The sequence below is a fragment of the Streptomyces sp. 184 genome (assembly GCF_045781775.1).
Classification (GTDB): Bacteria; Actinomycetota; Actinomycetes; order Streptomycetales; family Streptomycetaceae; genus Streptomyces.
The window spans coordinates 3,505,121-3,524,035 of sequence record NZ_CP123230.1 but is presented as its reverse complement, the minus strand read 5'-3'; the positions used below and the strand labels follow the sequence as shown (position 1 = coordinate 3,524,035).

General features: G+C 76.1%; 17 protein-coding genes. 5 read left to right on the top strand and 12 right to left on the bottom strand.

Annotated features, from left to right (window positions below):
- Window positions 1-16: 16 nt before the first annotated feature.
- Genes QBL21_RS14865 through QBL21_RS14845 form a run of 5 tightly spaced genes read right to left on the bottom strand, consistent with a single transcriptional unit; the run spans window position 17 to window position 5,995 of the window.
- Window positions 17-1,174, bottom strand: a complete 1,158-nt coding sequence (locus QBL21_RS14865) for a vWA domain-containing protein (protein WP_407562660.1) — start codon at window positions 1,172-1,174, stop codon at window positions 17-19.
- 5 nt (window positions 1,175-1,179) lie between these two features.
- Window positions 1,180-2,145: an AAA family ATPase gene (locus QBL21_RS14860; RefSeq protein ID WP_407562659.1), complete on the bottom strand. Its 966-nt coding sequence runs from the start codon at window positions 2,143-2,145 to the stop codon at window positions 1,180-1,182.
- 51 nt (window positions 2,146-2,196) lie between these two features.
- Window positions 2,197-3,063: an FAD binding domain-containing protein gene (locus QBL21_RS14855; RefSeq protein ID WP_407562658.1), complete on the bottom strand. Its 867-nt coding sequence runs from the start codon at window positions 3,061-3,063 to the stop codon at window positions 2,197-2,199.
- On the bottom strand, window positions 3,060-5,462 hold the full coding sequence (locus QBL21_RS14850; protein WP_407562657.1) for a xanthine dehydrogenase family protein molybdopterin-binding subunit: 2,403 nt from the start codon (window positions 5,460-5,462) through the stop codon (window positions 3,060-3,062). Before QBL21_RS14850 ends, QBL21_RS14855 begins: the two co-directional genes overlap by 4 nt.
- Complete coding sequence (locus tag QBL21_RS14845; protein WP_407562656.1) at window positions 5,459-5,995, bottom strand: (2Fe-2S)-binding protein; 537 nt, start codon at window positions 5,993-5,995, stop codon at window positions 5,459-5,461. Before QBL21_RS14845 ends, QBL21_RS14850 begins: the two co-directional genes overlap by 4 nt.
- Before the next feature lie 278 nt (window positions 5,996-6,273).
- Between QBL21_RS14845 and QBL21_RS14840 the strand changes: the two genes are divergently transcribed.
- On the top strand, window positions 6,274-6,633 hold the full coding sequence (locus QBL21_RS14840; RefSeq protein ID WP_407562655.1) for a hypothetical protein: 360 nt from the start codon (window positions 6,274-6,276) through the stop codon (window positions 6,631-6,633).
- A 97-nt stretch (window positions 6,634-6,730) separates the two neighbouring features.
- On the opposite strand, the gene QBL21_RS14835 is transcribed toward QBL21_RS14840, so the two are convergent.
- Entirely contained in the window at window positions 6,731-8,014 is a 1,284-nt protein-coding gene (locus QBL21_RS14835) for a sulfite oxidase (RefSeq protein ID WP_407562654.1), read from the bottom strand.
- A gap of 214 nt (window positions 8,015-8,228) precedes the next feature.
- On the opposite strand from QBL21_RS14835, the gene QBL21_RS14830 reads away from it, so the two are divergent.
- The 3 genes from QBL21_RS14830 (at window position 8,229) to QBL21_RS14820 (ending at window position 10,670) form a co-directional block, all read left to right on the top strand.
- Entirely contained in the window at window positions 8,229-8,888 is a 660-nt protein-coding gene (locus QBL21_RS14830; protein ID WP_407562653.1) for a hypothetical protein, read from the top strand.
- Window positions 8,889-8,920: 32 nt separating this feature from the next.
- Window positions 8,921-9,685, top strand: coding sequence for a hypothetical protein (locus tag QBL21_RS14825; protein ID WP_407562652.1), 765 nt, complete (start codon window positions 8,921-8,923; stop codon window positions 9,683-9,685).
- Between the two features lie 82 nt (window positions 9,686-9,767).
- The gene (locus tag QBL21_RS14820; protein WP_407562651.1) at window positions 9,768-10,670 is read left to right on the top strand and encodes an aldo/keto reductase; all 903 of its coding nucleotides are present in this window, start codon (window positions 9,768-9,770) and stop codon (window positions 10,668-10,670) included.
- A gap of 25 nt (window positions 10,671-10,695) precedes the next feature.
- On the opposite strand, the gene QBL21_RS14815 is transcribed toward QBL21_RS14820, so the two are convergent.
- Together QBL21_RS14815 and QBL21_RS14810 are read right to left on the bottom strand one after the other, a co-directional pair.
- Window positions 10,696-11,643, bottom strand: coding sequence for a beta-ketoacyl-ACP synthase III (locus QBL21_RS14815; RefSeq protein WP_407562650.1), 948 nt, complete (start codon window positions 11,641-11,643; stop codon window positions 10,696-10,698).
- 156 nt (window positions 11,644-11,799) lie between these two features.
- Window positions 11,800-12,651 (bottom strand): glycerophosphodiester phosphodiesterase, encoded by an 852-nt coding sequence (locus QBL21_RS14810; protein ID WP_407562649.1) that lies wholly within the window; start codon window positions 12,649-12,651, stop codon window positions 11,800-11,802.
- A 190-nt stretch (window positions 12,652-12,841) separates the two neighbouring features.
- On the opposite strand from QBL21_RS14810, the gene QBL21_RS14805 reads away from it, so the two are divergent.
- Window positions 12,842-14,020: an endonuclease/exonuclease/phosphatase family protein gene (locus tag QBL21_RS14805; protein WP_407562648.1), complete on the top strand. Its 1,179-nt coding sequence runs from the start codon at window positions 12,842-12,844 to the stop codon at window positions 14,018-14,020.
- 12 nt (window positions 14,021-14,032) lie between these two features.
- Here the strand turns inward: QBL21_RS14805 and QBL21_RS14800 are convergent, their stop codons facing one another.
- From QBL21_RS14800 to QBL21_RS14785, 4 genes are all read right to left on the bottom strand, one after another.
- Window positions 14,033-14,593, bottom strand: a complete 561-nt coding sequence (locus QBL21_RS14800) for a hypothetical protein (RefSeq protein WP_407562647.1) — start codon at window positions 14,591-14,593, stop codon at window positions 14,033-14,035.
- A 101-nt stretch (window positions 14,594-14,694) separates the two neighbouring features.
- Entirely contained in the window at window positions 14,695-15,942 is a 1,248-nt protein-coding gene (locus tag QBL21_RS14795) for an NAD(P)/FAD-dependent oxidoreductase (protein ID WP_407562646.1), read from the bottom strand.
- 64 nt (window positions 15,943-16,006) lie between these two features.
- Window positions 16,007-17,389, bottom strand: a complete 1,383-nt coding sequence (locus QBL21_RS14790) for an NAD(P)/FAD-dependent oxidoreductase (protein WP_407562645.1) — start codon at window positions 17,387-17,389, stop codon at window positions 16,007-16,009.
- The gene (locus QBL21_RS14785; protein WP_407562644.1) at window positions 17,382-18,896 is read right to left on the bottom strand and encodes an FGGY family carbohydrate kinase; all 1,515 of its coding nucleotides are present in this window, start codon (window positions 18,894-18,896) and stop codon (window positions 17,382-17,384) included. The genes QBL21_RS14790 and QBL21_RS14785 overlap by 8 nt, the downstream gene beginning before the upstream one ends.
- Between the last annotated feature and the right edge of the window lie 19 nt (window positions 18,897-18,915).

Here is an 18,915-nt window from a genome sequence, read left to right as displayed (position 1 = left end):
GTTGCCGGGTTCGTCGTCATGCGTCGGCCGCTCCCCGCACCACCGCGGCCAGCCGTTCGAGTGCGGCCAGGCTGTGCCCGGCCACGAAGGCGTCGACGTGCGGCAGCACCGCGGCCATGCCGCCGGCGAGCGGCGCGTAACCGGGCCGCGCCTTGCGCGGGTTGGCCCACACCACGCGGTGCGCCAGCCGGTGCAGCCGTCGGGCCTGGGCGCCGAGCAGGGTGACGTCGCCGCGCTCCCAGCCGTCGGAGAGCACGACGACGACCGCGCCGCGGGCCAGGCCGCGCTGCCCCCACCGGTCGAGGAACGCCCGCAGGGTCTCGCCGAGCCGGGTGCCGCCGCTCCAGTCCGGCACGGCGGCGCCGGCGGCGGCCATGGCGGCGTCGGGGTCGCGGTGGGACAGCGGGCGGGTGACGCGGGTCAGCCGGGTGCCGAGGGTGAAGACCTCGGTGGCGGGGGCGGCTTCGCGGGAGCGGGCACGGACGCGGCCGTGGCGGGCGGCGTGGGCGAAGCGCAGCAGGGCGTCGGCGTACGGGGACATGGAGCCGCTGACGTCGAGCAGCAGGACGACGCGGCGCGGCCTGTGCGCCGGGGCGCGGCGGCGCAGGGCGGCCGGCTCGCCGCCGCCGCGCAGCAGTTCCCGTACGGTCCGCCGCGGGTCGACGGCGCCGCGGCGGGCCGGGCGCCGGCGGGCGGTGCGGCGGTGCTCGCCGCGGAGCGCGAACGCCGCGAGCAGCCGGTGGAGTTCGGCGCGCTCCGCGGCGGAGAGGCCGGCGATGTCGCGGTGCCGCAGCACCTCCGCGGAGCCGGCGCGGGCGGCGGCCGGGGCCGCGGGGCCGGTGCGCTCGCCGTCGTCGCCGGTCGCCTCCGCGGCGGCGGGGGCGACGCGGACGCGGGGTGGTGACGCGGTACGGGGCCGGGGCGGTGGCGCCGTGCGGTCGCCGAAGTACGCGGCGAACGCGCGGTCGTAGTGCGCCAGGTCCTCGGCGCTGCCGCAGAGCGTGAGCCGGCCCGCCCAGTACACGTCGGCCCGCCCGGTGCCGAGGGCGTCCACGGCGCCGAGGAACGCCTGAAGCCGCTCGGCCCCCGCCGGCACCCCCAGCTCCCGCAGCGTCCGCGCGAACCCGACCAGCACGGCGACGCCGTCGCCCCGGCCGCCCCGCTCCCCCGCCACCGCGCTCAGTCCCCCCGCGCCGCCGCCAGCAGCCCGCGCAGGTCCAGCGCCACCGCCCGCTCGGTGTCCTCGCGGTACTTCAGCACCGAGCCCAGCGTGGCCACCGCCAGGTCCGCGTCCAGCTCCGTCGCGCCGAGCGCCGCCAGGGCCTCCGCCCAGTCGATGGTCTCCGCCACCCCCGGCGGCTTGACCAGGTCCATGCCGCGCAACCGCTGCACCGCCGCGGTCACCTGCGCGGCGAGCCGCCGCGCCACCCGCGGGCGGCGGCTGCGTACGATCGCCAGCTCCTGGTCGTAGCCGGGGTGGGCGAACCAGTGGTAGAGGCAGCGCCGCTTGAGCGCGTCGTGGACCTCGCGGGTGCGGTTGGAGGTGAGCACGACCGCCGGCGGGGTCCCGGCCCGCAGCGTGCCCAGTTCGGGGATGGTCACCGCGTACTCGGAGAGCAGCTCCAGCAGGAACGCCTCGAACTCGTCGTCCGCGCGGTCGATCTCGTCGATCAGCAGCACGCACGGGTCGGTGCGCAGCGCGCGCAGCAGCGGGCGGGCGACGAGGAACCGCTCGCCGTACAGCTCGTCCTCCAGCCGGGCGGCGTCCGTGACGCCCGCCGCCTCCGCCGCCCGCAGGTGCAGCAACTGGCGCGGGAAGTCCCAGTCGTAGAGTGCCTGGGAGGCGTCGATGCCCTCGTAGCACTGGAGCCGGATCAGCGGGGCGCCCAGCACGTCGGCGAGGGCGGCGGCGAGCGCGGTCTTGCCCGCGCCCGCCTCGCCCTCGCAGAACAGCGGGCGGTGCAGGGTGAGGGCGAGGTGGCAGGCGATGGCCAGGCCCTCGTCGGCGAGGTAGCCGGCCGTCTCCAGCCGCGTCCGCACCTCCCCCGCGGACGCGGGCCGCACGGCTTCCGGCGCCCGCGCGTTGCGGGCGCCGCCGTGCGGCCCGCGCCTCTCCGGCTCCCCCGCCGGCTCCTCACGCGCCACCGCGCTCGCCTCCTCCGGCCGCCCCTCCGGCCGCCGCGTCCCGGCGGCCCGTCACACCGGCCCGGCTGCGGCCAGCACCGCCCTGCGGGTGAGCACCCGGGCCAGGTGTGCGCGGTACTCGGCCGAACCCGACAGATCCGCCGCCGGGCGGGTGCCCTCCGCCGCGGCGGACGCCGCCCGGGCGACCGACTCCCCGGTGGCCTCGGCACCGGCGAGCGCCGCCTCGACGGCCGCCGCACGCACCGGCGTCGGGCCCATGCTGGTCAACCCGATCCGGGCCTCGGCCACCCGCCCGCCGACGCGCCGCACCGCGGCGGCCACGCCGACGAGCGCCCACGCCTGCGCCGCCCGGCTGAACTTCTCGTAGCCAAAGCCCCAGCCGTCGTACTTCGGCACGCGGATCTCGGTGAGCAGTTCGCCCGGCAGCAGCGCCGTGGTCAGGTAGTCGGTGAAGAACTCCCGCGCCGGGACGGTCCGCCGGCCCGCGGGCCCCACCGCGGTCAGCTCCGCGTCCAGCGCGAGCACCACCGCCGGCAGGTCGGCGGCGGGGTCGGCGTGGGCGAGGGAGCCGCCGAGGGTGCCGCGGTGCCGGACGGCGGGGTCGGCGACGGTGGCGGTGGCCGCGGCGAGCAGCCCGGCGTGGCGGCGTACCAGCGGGTCGGCGAGGACGTCGTGGTGCGTCGTCAGCGCGCCGATGACCAGCGCGTCGCCGTCGTCGCGCACGCCGCGCAGCTCCGGTATCCGGCCGGCGTCCACGACGAGGTCGGGGAAGGCGAGGCGCAGCCGCAGCAGCGGCAGCAGGCTCTGGCCGCCGGCGAGCACCTTGGCGTCCCGCCCGTCGGCCTCGGCGCCGGCGAGGGCGACGACGGCGTCGCCGACCGACTCGGGGCGTACGTAGTCGAAGGCCGCGGGGATCATGCGGAGGCTCCTCTCTCCGCTTGCGCGTCTTTCCGCGCCTGCGCGTCCCGGACCGCCCGCCACACGCGCTCCGGCGTGCAGGGCATGCGCACGTCGGTGACGCCCAGCGGGCGCAGCGCGTCGACGACCGCGCCGACGACCGCGGGGGTGGAGGCGATCGTGCCGGCCTCGCCGACGCCCTTGACGCCCAGCGGGTTGGACGTGGCGGGGGTCTCGGTGCGGTCGGTGACGAACTCGGGCAGGTCGGGGGCGGCGGGCACGTGGTAGTCGGCGAGGGTGCCGGAGACGAGGTTGCCGTCGTCGTCGTAGACGGCCTCCTCGTACAGCGCCTGGGCGATGCCCTGCGCCAGCCCGCCGTGCACCTGACCCTCCACGATCAGCGGGTTGATCACCTTGCCGACGTCGTCGACGGCGACGTACGAGCGGATGCGCACCGCGCCCGTCTCCGTGTCCACCTCGACGGCGCACAGGTGGGTGCCGTGCGGATACGAGAAGTTCTCCGGCTCCACGACGTGCCCGGCGTTGATCGTCGGCTCCATGCCGTCCGGGAGGTCGTGGCCGGTGAAGGTCGCGAAGGCGACCTCCTGGATCGTCTTCGCCGCCTCCGGCGAGCCGCGGACGGCGAACGTCCCGGCCGTGAACTCCAGGTCCTCCTCGCTCGCCTCCATCAGGTGCGCCGCGACCCGGCGCGCCTTCGCGACGACCTTGACCGCCGCCTCGTGCACGGCGACGCCGCCGACGACCAGCGAGCGCGAGCCGTACGTGTCCATGCCCTGGGGCGCGACGCGGGTGTCACCGTGGAGCACGTCGACGTCGTCCACGGGCACGCCGAGCACGTCGGCGGCGATCTGGCTCCAGGTGGTGGCGTGCCCCTGGCCGTGCGGGCTGGTGCCGGTGATCACCTCGACCTTGCCGGTGGGCAGCATGCGGATGCTCGCCGCCTCCCAGCCGCCGGCCGCGTAGCGAAGGTCGCGCAGCACCCGGCTGGGTGCCAGGCCGCACATCTCGGTGTACGTGGAGACGCCGATGCCGAGCCGCACGGTGTCACCGCGGGCGTGCCGCTCGCGCTGCTCGGCGCGCAGCGCGTCGTAGCCGAAGTGGGCGAGGGCCCTGTCGGTGGCGGCCTCGTAGTTGCCGCTGTCGTAGGTGAGGCCGGCGACCGAGGTGTACGGGAACTCGCCGTGCCCGATCCAGTTGCGCCGGCGCAGCTCGACGGGGTCGAGGCCGAGTTCCGCGGCGAGTTCGTCCATGACGCGTTCGACGGCGTACGTGGCCTCCGGGCGGCCGGCGCCGCGGTAGGCGTCGGTGGGGGTCTTGGTGGTGAAGACGCCGGTGCAGTGGAAGGCGTAGGCGTCCATCTTGTAGATCCCCGGGTACATGAAGGCGCCGAGGACGGGGATGCCGGGGGTGACGAGCATCAGGTACGCGCCCATGTCCGCCAGCAGGTCGACCTTCATCCCGAGCAGCTTGCCCTCGCGGGTCGCAGCGACCTCGACGTCCTGGATCTGGTCGCGGCCGTGGTGGGTGGCGAGGTAGCCCTCGGAGCGGGACTCGGTCCACTTCACCGGGCGGCCGAGCCGCTTGGCGACGACGAGCGCGAGCGCCTCCTCGGCGTACACCTGGAGCTTGGAGCCGAAGCCGCCGCCGACGTCGGGGGCGACGACGCGGATCTTCTGCTCGGGGATGCCGGTGACGACGGCGAGCATCAGGCGCAGGATGTGCGGGATCTGGGTGGCCGAGTGCAGGGTGTACTCGTCCGTGCCGGTGGCGGCGGGTGCGGCGACGACGGCGCGGGGCTCCATGGCGTTGGGGATGAGGCGCTGCTGTACGTAGCGGCGGGTGACGACGACGTCGGCGCGGGCTTTCGCCGCGGCGTAGTCGCCGCCGGCGAGCGGCCAGTCGAAGCAGCGGTTGGTGCCCTTGCCGGCGTGGACGAGCGGGGCGCCGTCGGCGAGCGCGGCCTCCATGTCGAGCACGGGCGGCAGCGGGGTGTAGTCGACGTCCACGGCTTCGAGCGCGTCGGCGGCGGCGTAGCGGTCGCGGGCGACGACGACGGCGACGGGGTCGCCGGCGTGGCGTACCTCGTCGACGGCCAGCGGCGGGTGGTCGGGGTGGACGATGTCCTCGGTGACGGGCCAGGCGCAGGGCAGGGAGCCGAGTTCGCCGTCGAGGTCGGCGCCGCCGAACGCGGCGACGACGCCGGGAAGTTCGCGTACGGCCGTGAGGTCGAGGCGGTCGATGCGGGCGTGTGCCATCGGGCTGCGCAGCACCGCCATGTGCAGCATGCCGGGCAGGGCCAGGTTGTCGGTCCAGCTCGTCCGGCCGGTGACCAGCCGGGCGTCCTCCTTGCGGGGGTGGGAGCGGCCGATGGCGGGAGCGGCCTGTTCTGCGGTGGTCATATCGCGGCCTCCCCGCCGGCGTCGGTACGGACATCGGCACCGGCACCGGTATCGGCACCGCCGCCGGCGTCGGCTTCGGCCTCGGCCGCCGCGAGGACGGCGCGCACGATGTTCTGGTAGCCCGTGCAGCGGCAGAGGTTGCCCTCCAGGCCGTGCCTGACCTCCTCGGCGGTCGGGTGCGGGTTGGCGCGCAGCAGGTCGCGGGCGGCGAGGATCATGCCGGGCGTGCAGTAGCCGCACTGGAGGCCGTGCTGCTCGTGGAAGGCCCGCTGGAGCGGGTGCCAGCGGCCGTCCCGGGCCAGCCCCTGGATCGTCGTCACCTCCGCCCCGTCCGCCTGGACCGCCAGCATGGAGCAGGACTTGGCGGTCGCGCCGTCCACGTCGACCGTGCAGGCACCGCAGTTGCCGGTGTCGCAGCCGACGGGTGTGCCGGTCAGGCCCAGGCGGTCGCGCAGATAGTGCACGAGGAGCAGGCGCGGCTCCACGTCGTCCTCGTAGGTCGTGCCGTCGACTGTGACCGAGATGCGGCTCATGTGCCCTCCCCGGGTCGGACGGGTCCGTGGCGCTGTGATGTGCGCCACTGTAGGACCGCATCCGGGAGGGGGGAACCGGCCCGACGTGCACGGGAATTCCGCGGGCCGGCCCGGCGGCGCGTCCGGCCGATCGTCCGATGGTGATCATTCTCATCCGAACGAGTGGTACCGGGGTGACGCGCGGGTGCGGCTGATGCGGCGGAACGGTTCGCCGCCGGTCGCCCTTCTAGGGTCGGGCCCGCACCAACCACCCCCGACCGTTTTCGGAAAGGCCCCCCATGAAGCTGCGCACCGCCCTGGGTTCCGCTCTCGCCGCTCTCGCCCTCGTGCTGCCGATGGCCGTACCCGCCCAGGCGGCCGAGGGCGCGTTCCACTACACGTACGTGGACGGCTTCGGCCAGGAGCGGCTCGTCGACCTGCACGACCCGGTCAGCGGCAAGTGCGTCAACCTTCACGGCGTCGGCCACGACGACGTGCTGCCCGGCTACGGCCCGCACAACGAGACCGACACGGCCGCGACCGTCTACGTCGGCGCGAGCTGCACCGGCGCCGAGTGGCGGCTGAGGGCCCACGGCAGGCCGGCCAGGGACGACCTGGAGCTGCGCTCGGTGCGCTTCGACGCCCCGGACGCCCGCTGAGCGGCGGCGGGATCGCGCCGGGCGGTTCGGGAGCCCGGTAGGAGGGCCCGGCCGCGTGCACGCGGCCGGGCCCTCGGGGCGGGAGACCGCCCGGGGTTCAGGCGACGGTCACCGGGTGGCGGACGACCGCGTCGAAGAGGTAGCCCTGGTCGTTATGGACGGTCCGGGCCGGCTGGGTCCTGCCGCGTACGTCGGTGGCGCGGGCGCGTACCTCGGCGGGCCCCGGCCGCTCCGGCCGCCAGCTCGCCGACCAGCGCACCCAGCCGTCGGCGCGGGGGGCGTCCGCGAGCTTCGCGCGGCGCCAGGTCGCGCCGCCGTCGGTGCTGACCTCCACGGCCCGTACGCCGCCGGAGCCGGACCAGGAGCGGCCGGTCAGCCGGTGCGTCTCACCGGCGGCGAGGGTGGCGTTCCAGGGCAGCTCGAAGGCGCTCTTGAGGGTCTGCCGGGTGAGCGGCTCGCTGCCCTGGGGCGGGTAGGAGGCGCCGAACAGGCGGTAGAAGTCGGTGTTCCACGGGGAGTACAGCGGCTCCGCGGAGACCTGCACGTCCCCGACCCACTTGATCGAGGAGATGCCCACCCACGACGGGACGAGCACGCGCACCGGGTGCCCGTGGTCGGCGGGCAGGGGCTCGCCGTTCATCTCGTACGCGAGGATCACGTCGTCCAGCGCCTTGGCCACCGGCAGCGGCCGGCGCACATGGCCGAGGCTGACCCCGTCCACCACGTACTCGTCGTCCAGCCCGCTCGGCATCACGTCGACCGCGCGCCGCGTCAGGCCCGCCCGCCGCAGCACCTCGCCCAGACGCACGCCGCGCCAGCGCGCGACGCCGATGGCGCCGAGGGTCCACGAGGTGCCGGTGACCGTCCCGCCCTGCTGGCTGGTGAAGAAGCTGCGGCCGTTGCCGGCGCACTCCACGAACGCCGAACGGGTCGCGGCGGGCAGCGACTTCAGGTCGTCGAGCCCGAACTCCGCCTGTCCGCCGCGCAGCCCGTCGCCCCAGACGCGCAGGCTCCAGTCGGCGGCGTCGAGCACGGGGGTGACGGTGTGGTTGCGGACGAAGAAGCGGTCGGCGGGCGTGTGGTAGCCGGTGCCCTTCAGGGCCGGCCAGTTGGTCTCGGCGTTGGTGCCGCGGACGGTGAACAGCTCCGGCGGCAGCGGCTTGACGATGCCCGCGGCCCGGGGGGCGGGCGGCGCCGCCCCCGCGGGTGCGGCACCGAGCGCGCCCAGGGCACCGGCCCCGCCGGCCGCGGCGAAGAGCCGCAGCATGTCGCGCCGGGCGACGCCCGGGGTGCGGGCGTCGCCGTCGAGCCACTGGCGCAGGCGGCGGCGGTCGTACGAGGTCTCGTCGGACGGCTGCGTATACGGCATGACGACGATCATCCGGGCGTCCGTCCGCAGAACTCCATTGCCCGTTTGCGAACTTCTCGTGAAACCACCCGGAGGGCGTAGGGGCCGCGGGGCCGGCTCGCACGGTGGCGAAGGGGAGCGCGAGGAACGAGCGTTCGTGCGACGGGCGCGCGCCGCGGGTCGCGCCTGCGGGTGGATTGCGGGCGCGAGGGGCGTAGTCCGGTGCGGCGCCGAGCAACTACCCGCCGTGACCCGGGAGAACACACCGCGCACCGCGCGGCCCGCCGTACGTGCCGCCGTGGTGCTGGCGGCGCTCGCCGCCGTCGGCCCGGCCGCGGTGCCGGCCGCCGCCGGCGCACCGCCGGCCGTCGCCGTACGGGGACTCGCCGTGCCCGCCGACGGGTGCGTACGCATCGGCGCGGACCTGCCGCTGGAGGAGCTGGGGCGGATCGCGCGGGAGCAGGGCGTCGGGGAGGCGGTGCGGCAGGGGTGCGGCAAGAAGCCGCCCCCCACGCCCTCGCCCTCACCGACCCCGACGCCCCCCGCGCCCACTCCGACGCCGACACCCACTCCGACGCCGACGCCGACGCCCTCGCCGCCGCCGCCGTCCGCTGCGCCCTCGCTCCGGGCACCCGCGCCCGAGCCGCCGGAGCCGGTCGCACCCGAGCCCGCGGCGCCGCCGCCCCCCACGCCCGTACCACCGACGCCCACGCCCTCGCCCAGCCCCACGCCGAGTCCCGACCCCTCGCCCACGACGTCGCTGCGGCCCGTGTACCACGAGCCGCCGCCCCGGACGGTCGACGAGGGCACCTCGCCCGTCACCAGAATGCTGCTCTTCGTCGCCCCCGCGATCCTCGCCGCCGCCGCGCTCGGCGGCTCCGGCGCGGCGTCCCGCAACCGCTCCTGACCGCCCCGCAGCCCGCCCGCCGGAGGCAGCCCGTGTCCGAATGGCTCATGCTCACCCTCGCGATGGCCGCTGCCATCGCGGTCGTCGTGCTCATCATCGTCCTCAGACACCGCCGCCCCGACGAGGAGTTCGACCCCTCAGAGACCCCCGACGTCATCGAGTACATGACGATGATGATCGGGGTGGTGTACGCGATCGTGCTGGGCCTGGCGATCGCCGGCGTCTGGGAGGCCAAGAGCAGCGCCGAGGATTCCGTGCAGCGGGAGGCGTTCGCGCTGCACGAGACCAGCGAGCGGCTCGCGGAGTATCCGACCCCGGTGCGCGAGGAGATCCGGGCGGACGTGGCCGCGTACGTCGACTATGCCGTGCAGGTGGAGTGGCCGCGGATGCAGGACGGCGACGGGCTCAGCGAGCGCGGCGACCAACTGCTGGACCGGGTGCGCCGCGCGCTCGTCGCGTACGTGCCGGAGACCGACGCCGAGAACCGCGCGGCCTACGCGCTGCTCGACAAGGTCGCGGAGGCCGAGGAGGCCCGCAACGAGCGGGCGTTGAGCGCGGGGCCCACGATGCCTTCGCTGGTGTGGTTCGGGCTGATCGCCGGCGGGCTGGTGGCCGTCGGCATGGTCTTCGCGCTTCAGATCCAGCGCTCGGCGCGCGAGTTGGTCCTCGCGGGGCTGCACAGCGGGCTGCTGGCGTTCCTGCTCTTCCTGGTCTGGGAGTTCGACCAGCCCTACGTCCGCGACTCGGAGGGGATGCTGGAGCCGTTCACCACGCTCTTCCCGAACGCCGCCGGCTGAGCGCCGGGCGGGCGCCGGCCGGGCGCCGATTCCCCCGCGTCGGTGCACGTCCGGCCTGCTCCGGAGGTTGTAGCGTCGCCGCATGACGAACTCACCGACCGCGCCGCCCCCGGGCGCCGCCGGCAGCACGTTCGCCCTCGGCGGCGACGCGCAGGTCGCCCGCGTCGGCTACGGCACGATGCGGCTCACCGACCACCCCGGCATCCCCCCGTCCGAAGCGATCATCTGGGAGCCGCCGCGGAACCGGGCGGGCGCCGTCGCCGTGCTGCGCCGGGCGGTCGAACTCGGCGTCCGGCTCGTCGACACCGCCGACTCCTACGCCTTCGGCGCCGTCGAGGAGATCGTCGCCGAGGCGCTGCACCCGTACGCGGACGGGGTCGTCGTCGCCACGAAGGCCGGCCTGACCCGGCCGGGGCCGGGGAAGTGGGTGCCGGTGGGGCATCCGGCATATCTGCGGCAGCAGGCGGAGCTGAGCCTGCGCCGGCTGCGTACCGACTGCATCGACCTGTTCCAGTTGCACCGCGTCGACGCCCGGGTGCCGCTGGCCGACCAGGTCGGCGCGCTCAAGGAGCTTCAGGACGAGGGCAAGGTGCGGCACATCGGGCTGTCCGAGGTCTCCGTCGGCCAACTGCGCGAGGCCCGCGAGATCGCGACCATCGCCTCCGTGCAGAACCTCTACAACCTCGCGACGCGCCACCACGAGGCCGTCCTCGACCACACCGCGGCCGAGGGCATCGCCTTCCTGCCGTACTTCCCGATGGCCGTCGGCGAGCTGGCCGCGCCCGGCGGCCCGGTCGCGGAGGTGGCGGCCGAGCTGGGCGCCACGCCGGCGCAGACGGCGCTGGCCTGGCTGCTGCACCGGGCGCCGAACGTGCTGCCGATCCCGGGCACGACGTCGCTCGACCACCTGGCGGAGAACGTCGCCGCGCTTGATCTGGTGCTGTCGGACGAGCAGTTCGCCCGGCTGTCGGCGATCGGCGGCTGAGGCGGCGGCCGACCGGGGCGCGGGGCTACGGGCAGCGCACGACCTGGCCCGCGTACGACAGGTTGCCGCCGAAGCCGAAGAGGAGCACCGGCGCCCCGGACTCGACTCCGCCGCGCGCCACCAGCTTGGAGAACGCCAGCGGCACGCTCGCCGCCGAGGTGTTGCCCGACTCGGTGACGTCGGTGGCGACGATGGCCTGGGGCGCGCCGAGGCTGCGGGCGAGCGGCTCGATGATCCGCAGGTTGGCCTGGTGCAGCACGATCGCGGCCAGGTCGCGCGGGTCCACGCCGCCGCGCTCGCACACGCTGCGGGCGATCGGCGGCAGCTCCTTGATGGCCCAGCGGTAGACGGCCTGGCCCTCCTGCGCGAAGACCGGGGGCGTGCCCTCGATACGTACCGCGGGACCCATCTCGGGCACGGAGCCCCACACGACGGGGCCGATGCCCGCGTCGGCGGGGTCGGCCGCGGGGGCGAGCACGGCGGCGCCGGCGCCGTCGCCGGTGAGGACGGCGGTGGAGCGGTCGTTCCAGTCGGTGACGCCCGTCAGCTTCTCGGAGGCGATGACCAGGGCGCGGCCGGCGGCGCCGGCGCGGATGGTGTGGTCGGCCTGGGCGAGGGCGTGGGAGAAGCCGGAGCAGGCGACGTTGACGTCGATGGCGGCGGGGGCGGGGATGCCGAGCCGCTCGGCGACGCGGGACGCCATGTTCGGCACCCGGTTCTCGGCGGTGCAGGTGGCGACCATGACGAGGTCGACGTCCTCGGTCTTGGTGCCGGCGCCGGCCAGCGCCTTGGCGGCGGCCTGCGCGGCCATCATGTCCACGGTCTCGTCGTCCCCGGCGACGTGCCGGGCGCGGATGCCGACTCTGCTGCGGATCCACTCGTCGCTGGTGTCGACGAACTCGGCCAGGTCGTCGTTCGTCAGCACCTTCCCCGGCTGGTAGTGGCCGAGGGCGAGGATCCGCGAGCCGGTCATGGGCCGCCTCCGCTTTCCGTGAGACTGGTCGTACGGTGCCCTTCGAGTCTGCCGGTTGTGCCCCGGGTTGGGCAGTGGAGATCCATCAAAGCGACGGCGCGGGTCTTTGGCGGGGTGTGCCATTGCCGCGCCGCCGCCTCGTGGTGTCCTCGGTCGCTACGTGAGGGACTGCGGGTAGTCCGTGATGATGCCGTCGACGCCGAGGCCGGCCATCTTGCGCATCGCGCCGGGCTCGTCGACGGTCCAGACGTTGATGTCCATGCCCAGCTCGTGGACGCGGTCGACCAGGGCCTGGTCGGTCACGGTGTACTGCGGGTTGACCTGGTCGGCCCAGTCGGCGAGCGCGATCAGTTCGGCCTCGGTGGGGCGGTCGGCGTCGAGGAAGCCGATGGGCACCTCGGGCATGAGGTTCTTGAAGCCCGTTGCGTCGTCCAGCTCGAAGGACTGCACCGCGAGTCGGTCGGCGGCGAGCGCGCGCTGCACGTAGCGCGGCTTGGACCGCAACAGTTCGGCGAAGTCGGCGGGCAGGCTCGCGTCGTAGTGCCCGCACGGGCTGATCTCGGCCAGCAGGCCGGACCTCCTGTCGACCAGCTCGATGACGCGCTCGACGGTGATGATCGGCTCGCCCGCGAACCGGTCGGAGAACCAGGAGCCGGCGTCCAGGCCGCGCAGTTCGGCCCAGGTGAAGTCGGAGACGCGGTAGCTCGGCCGGCCGGGGTAGACCTCCTCGATGTCGGTGGTCCGCTCCATGGTGCAGTCGTGGAAGTTGACGAGCTTGCCGTCCTTCGTGCGCTGCACGTCGATCTCGACGAAGTCGGCGTCCTGGCGGACCGCCAGCCGGGTCGCGACGGCGGTGTTCTCGGGCGCCACGCCGGAGGAGCCGCGGTGGGCGATGACGTCGGGCCCCGCGGGCGCGGCCTGGGCGACGGACGCGCCGGCGAGGACGCCGGCGGCCGTCAGGGCCGCGAGGACGGGCGCCGCCCGCAGCAGGGTTCTCACGAGCTTCACAATTGACCTTCGCTCTCGTGGTGTTGGTGGTGCTGCCGAGGCTGAAGACGTGACGTTAAACAAACCGGACGATCACGTAAAGAGGGCGTGGTCATGACATGACGATGCTTGCCCGGCGGTGCCCCGGGTGCTGGGATGCGGTGTGCGCGTACGGGCCGGGCGGGCGACGGCGCACGGGAGAGGCGGAGCGATGCGGAGCGTGGGGCGCGGCGGCAGGCTGGGCGGTCTTGCGTTGCTGACCGTGCTGGTCACGGCGCTGGGGGCCGGGTGCGGCGGGCCGGGCCGGCCGGGTCCCGGGCCGGACGGCGGGCAGCCGGAGCGCGAGGTGCGGGGCACGGAGCGGGCGCGGGAGGGGGCGCAGGCGCGCGAGGACCGGGACGGGCGCGGGGCGCGCGCCGTGGGCGTGGCCACGTACAACGTCTACCTCGGAGCCGACCTGAAGCCCCTGTTCTCCGCGGGCAGCCGGGAGGAGCTGGCCGCACGCGCGGGCGAGGTGTACGCGGCCATGGAGGCGACCGACTTCCGCGAGCGCGCGACGGCCATCGCGGACCTGCTGGCGGCGCGCGCGCCCGAGGTCGTGGGGCTCCAGGAGGTGGCCCGCTGGGAGAAGGGCCCGGCCGGCGGCGAGCTGACGGTCCGTTACGACTTCCTGCGGCTCCTGCTCGACGAGCTGGCCGCCCGCGGCACCCCCTACCGGGCCGTCGCCGCGAACGACAACTTCACCGGGCGGATGCCCGTCTCGGCCACCGAGGAGGCGCGGTTCACCGACCGGGACGTGATCGTCGTACGGGACGGGCTGCCCGCCTCCCGGCTGCGGACGGCGCGCCCGGTCTCCGCGGCGTACGACGCGAAGGCCACCCTGCCCTCGCGCATCCCGGGGCTCGCCTTCGAGGTGCCGCGCGGCTGGTCGTCCGCGGACGTCACGGTGCGGGGCGAGACCTTCCGCTTCGCCAACACCCACCTGGAGGCGTTCGGTACCCCCGACGTGCGCGCCGCCCAGGCCCGCGAGCTGGCCGCCGCGCTCGACGGCTCACCCCACCCCGTCGTCCTGGCCGGCGACTTCAACTCCCGCCCCACCGACGGCGCCGGCGCCTACGGGGTCCTCGCCGGGGCCGGCTACGCCGACGCCTGGGCCGCGGCCGGCGGCGACCCGGAGGGCGGCTGGACCGCGGGCCAGAGCGGGTCGCTGCTGGAGGCGGACGAGCTGTCCCACCGCATCGACCACGTCCTGTACCGGCCGGCCGGCGTACGCGCGCTCGCGGCGGAGGTGGTCGGCGACCGGGAGGCCGACCGCTCGGCGCCGACCGGCTACTGGCCGTCGGACCACGCCGGCGTGGTCACCGAACTCCGGCTCGGCGCCGGGCGGTAGCGGGCCCGCGGGTCAGGCCCCCGGGAAGAGCGCCCGCACGACCTCCTCGGGACTGTACGAGGGGACCTCGCCGCGCTTGAGGGAGTTGTCCAGGCGCCGGTCGTACGACTCCCGCGCCGCCCGCATGTGCGCCTCGTCCAGCATGCCGCCCAGGGCCAGCGCCGTGGCGATGCGCTGCGCGATCCGGTCGTCCGGCGCGTACTCGTGCACCAGCATGTACTCCAGCGCCGCCCGCTCCTCGGGGGTCCCGGCCTCGGCGGCGGCCGCCACGAGCCTGTCGTACGGGGAGACCGGCTCCCGTTCCGTCCAGCGGGGGTCGCGGTTGCGGGCCGCCTCCTTGATCACGTGCCGGTAGCCGGCGGGGCCGCGCAGCCGCAGGGTGTCCACGTCCCGGCCGCGCTTGAAGTGCCCTTTGAGCACCAGCACCACGGCGTCCCAGCCGATCTCCGTCGCGTGCCGGGGAGATACCTCGCCGGCGGCGACGAGCCGCCGCACCTCGGGCTCGATGATGCCGTGCAGCGCCGACAGCGCCCGCCCCAGCTTGCGCCGCCGGCCGCCGGGCCACAGGCCCATGGGGTCACCTCGCGTCTCGCCTGGCCGGGGGTCGGGCGGTCGTCACCCTACGGGCGCGCCCGGGGACCGGTCCCGGGAAGGCCGCCCGCGGGCGCGCGCGGTCACAGGCCGATGTGCACCGGCCCGCCGCGCCGGTCGGCGCCCGCGGCCAGACGCCAGGGGACCCGGAAGACCCGGCCGGGTGAGGCGGGCCAGGGCAGGGTGCGGCGGCCGAGCACCCGGCCGTCCTGACGCACCGTCACTCGCGGTGCGCGGACCAGCTCGCCGGACCACAGCAGCAGCCGGCCCCGGGGCGGCGGCGGGTCGCCGGGGCGCAGCAGCCCGGGGGCGACCCAGCGGAACGGGGCGTCGGCGACCAGCGGCACGCCGGGGCCCGGTGCGGGCTCGTGCCCGGCGAGCGCGTGGAGCACCTGGTGGGCGACGTGCCGCCCGTCGAGCGCGGCGACGTCGGCGGTGTCGGCGGGGTGCAGCAGGTTGCCGGCGGCGAAGACGCCGGGTGCGCTGGTGCGCAGCGCGGTGTCGGTGAGCGGCGCGGCGCTGCCCGGGGCGAGGTCCAGGCCCGCGGTGCGGGCCAGTTCGTGGTCGGGCACCCAGTCGCCGGTGAAGACGAGGGTGTCGCAGTCCACGGTGCGGTGCCGCCCGGTGTCCAGGTGCTCGATCTCGACGCCGGTGAGCCGGCCGCGGCCGACGACCCGCACGACGCGGGTGCGGGTGGCGACGGGCACGCCGAGCACCAGCCGCCCGGGGTGGGTGAACGCGGCGTACGACTCGGGCACCCGGTGCTCCGTCGTCATCAGCGCCGTCGCGCAGCCCGCCGACCGCAGGGTCAGCACCGCCGACCAGCTCACCGGCTCGGCGCCGACGACGACCGCGCGCCGGCCGGGCGAACGGCCGTGCAGGTGGACCAGGTTCTGGAGCCGGCCGGTGGTCAGCACGCCCGCTGGCCGGTCGCCGGGGACGAGCCGGGCGGGGCGGGGGCGCTCGCGGGCGCCGGTGGCCAGCACCACGGCGCGGGCCTCGACGCGCAGCAGCCCCCGCGGCGTCGTGACGTCCAGGGCGCGGGCGCCGGCCCAGCCGGTGACGGTGGCCTCGGTGCGGATCGCGGCGCCGGCGGCGATGGCGCGCTCGGTCAGGACGCGGGCGTAGGCGGGGCCGTCGAGGACGCGGTGCAGGTCGCGCAGGCCGTAGCCGGTGTGGTCGCTGTGCCGGGGGATGCCGCCGGGGGCGCGCTCGCGGTCGAGTACCAGGACCCGGCCGGGCGGCAGCCGCGGGGCCAGCCGGGCGGCGGCGGACAGCCCGGCGGGGCCGGCGCCGACCACGACGACGTCGGGGGTCAGGGTGGTGCTCATCGGCCGGGCTCCGGGACGGGGTCGGCGGCGGGATCGGGGCCGGCGGCGGTGGGCGTACCGGCGCTCACCGGCCGGCCTCCAGCAGGGCTTCGACCTCGCCGGCGCAGTAGAAGCCCTGGCAGCGGCCGTTCATGGCGCGGGTGCGGCGGCGCAGCCCGTCGGCTCCGGCCGGCGGCAGTGCCGAGCGCAGCGCGTCGCGGATCTCGCCCTCGGTGACGCGCTCGCAGAAGCAGACGACGCGTCCGTACGCGCCGTCCCTGGCGATCAGCTCCTCGTCGCGGTACGGGCGCCGCCCCGCCTCGCCGAGGTTCGGCATCCGCGGCGGGCCGGGCAGTTCCGTACGCGGCACGAGCGCGAGGCCGGCGGCGCCGAGCAGGTCGCGGACGTGCTCGGCGAGGGCGAGGGAGGCGGACAGCCCGGTGGAGCGGATGCCGCCGGCGAGCAGGTAGCGCCGCCCGGGGTCGGTCTCGACGAGGTAGTCGTCGCGGTCGATCGCCGCGCGCAGCCCCGCGTACGCCGCCGTGACCTCCTCGGCGAGGAGCCGGGGCATCAGGCGTTCGCCCCGGGCCAGCAGGAAGTCGTAGCCGGCGGCGGTGGTGGCGGTGTCGCCGCGGTCGGCGACGTCCTCGGCGGTGGGGCCGAGCATGACGTTGCCGTAGATGGTGGGGCTGATGAGCACGCCCTTGCCGCGGGCGGTCGGCACCGGCAGCACGATGCGCGGGGCGAGGGGGCGGGCGAGCTTGTCGTAGACGAGGAGTTCGCCGCGGCGCGGGGTGACGGTGAAGCGGTCGTGGCCGAAGAGCCCGTCGACGGTGTCAGCGGCCAGGCCCGCGGCGTTGACGACCCAGCGGGCGGTGACGTCACCGGCGGTGGTGCGCAGGGTGGTGGCGGCCGTGCCGGGCTCGGCGGCCTCGACGCGGTGGCCGAGGAGCACGGCGGCGCCGCGTGCCCGCGCCTCGGTGGCGAGCGCCAGGGTGGTGGTCCAGGAGCAGATCACGGACTCGTCCGGGACGGCGAGCCCGCCGAGGGCGCCGGGGCCGAGGGCGGGGACCTGGTCGTAGACCTCCTCGGCGGTGAGGGGGACGCAGTGCTCGTAGCCGTTGGCGACGGCCTTGTCGTGCAGGCGGGGCAGGGCGGCCAGTTCCTCGTCGGTCCAGGCGACGAGGAGGGCGCCGGTGCGTTCGACGGGGATGCCGGTGGCCTTCGCGTACGCGGACAGCAGCGCGTAGCCGCGGCGCACCAGGCGGGATTCGAGGGTGCCGGGGGTGGCGTCGAAGCCGGTGTGGAGGATCGCGGTGTTGGCCTTGCTGGTGCCCTCGCCGACGTCGTCGCGGGCGTCGAGGAGGGCGACGGACAGCTCGTGGCCGGCGAGTTCGCGGGCGACGGCGGCGCCGACGACGCCGGCGCCGACCACCGCCACGTCGTACGGTTCCGCCCGCTCAGCCACGGCCGTCCTCCGGGGGCGCGTCCTCAGGCGGTGCGTCCTCCGCCGGTGCGTCCTGCCGCGGGAGTGCCGCGCCCGCGGCCGTACGCCAGCGGTCGAGGAACTCCTCCGCCCGCGCCCGCGGCCAGCGCGGCTCGTACGTCCGCCCCGGCGTCCACCGCGGCACCGCGTCCGCCGCCGGCAGCTCCGGCTCCAGCGCCATCCGGGCCAGCGCCGCGGCGCCCAGCGCGGTGGCGTGCGGCGAGGGGTAGACGTCGACGGGGACCTGCGACAGGTCGGCCTGCGCCTGCATCAGCGTGCGGCTGCGGGTCAGCCCGCCGTCCACCCGCAGCCGGGTGAGCGGGCCGCCGAGGTCGGCGGCCACCAGCCCCGTGACCTCCGCGACCTGGGCGGCGACGCCCTGGAGGACGGCGAGCACCAGGTGCTCGCGGCGGCTGGCCAGCGTCAGCCCGGCGAACGACGCGGTGGCCTCCGAGCGCCACCAGGGCGCCGCGAGCCCCGCGAACGACGGCACGCACACCACCCCCGCGGCGTCCTGGGCCGCCACCTCGTCCAGCTCCGCGGCCGAGCCGACCAGGCCCAGTTCGGTCAGCCAGCGCACCGCGGAGGCCGCTGTGTACACCTGGCCGTCCACGCAGTACGGGGTGGCGCCGCGGGCCCGCCAGGCGACCGACGTGGTCAGCCCGGAGCCGGAGCGCACCGCGGCCTCGCCGGTGTTGGCGAGCAGGAACGCCCCGGTCCCGTACGTGCACTTGGCCGTGCCCGCGGTCAGACAGCCCTCGCCGAACAGCGCCGCCTGCTGGTCGACCACGAGCCCGGCCACCGGCACCTCGGCGCCGAAGGCGGCGGTGGTGCCGGCCACCTCGTCGCAGGCGACGATCCGCGGCAGCTCCGCGGCGTCGAGCCCGAAGAGGGCGACCAGCTCCGGGTCCCAGTCGACGGCGTCGAGATCGAGCAGCAGCGAGCGGCTGGCGGTGGCGGCGTCGGTGACGTACGCGCCGGTCAGGTGGTGCAGCAGCCAGGTGTCGGTGGTGGTGACGACACCCTCGCGGGTGGCGTTCTCGCGCAGCCAGGTCATCTTCGGCGCGGAGAAGTACGGGTTGAGCACCAGCCCGGTGCGCCGGGCGACCCACCCGGCGGCGTCCGCGCGCTCGTCGCACTGCCGCTGCGACCTGGAGTCCTGCCAGCTCACCGCCCGGGAGAGCGGCTTGCCGGTGGCACGGTCCCAGGCGAGCACCGTCTCGCCCTGGTTGGCCAGCGCCACCGCGTGCACCGGCCGGCCGGCTGCCTCGACCGCCTGCCGCCCGGCGGCCAGCACCGAGGCCAGCAACTGCGCCGGGTCCTGCTCGACCCCGCCGCCCGGCAGGTAGTCGGGTGTCACCGGCACCTCGGCGACGGCCAGGATGCCGCTCCCGCCACCGCCGCCGCTGCCGCCGGCCGGCGCCTCAGGGTCGACGACGAGGGCCTTGGTGCCGGAGGTGCCCTGGTCGATGGCGAGGACGGTCGTCATGGCGGGGCTGGCCTCCTGC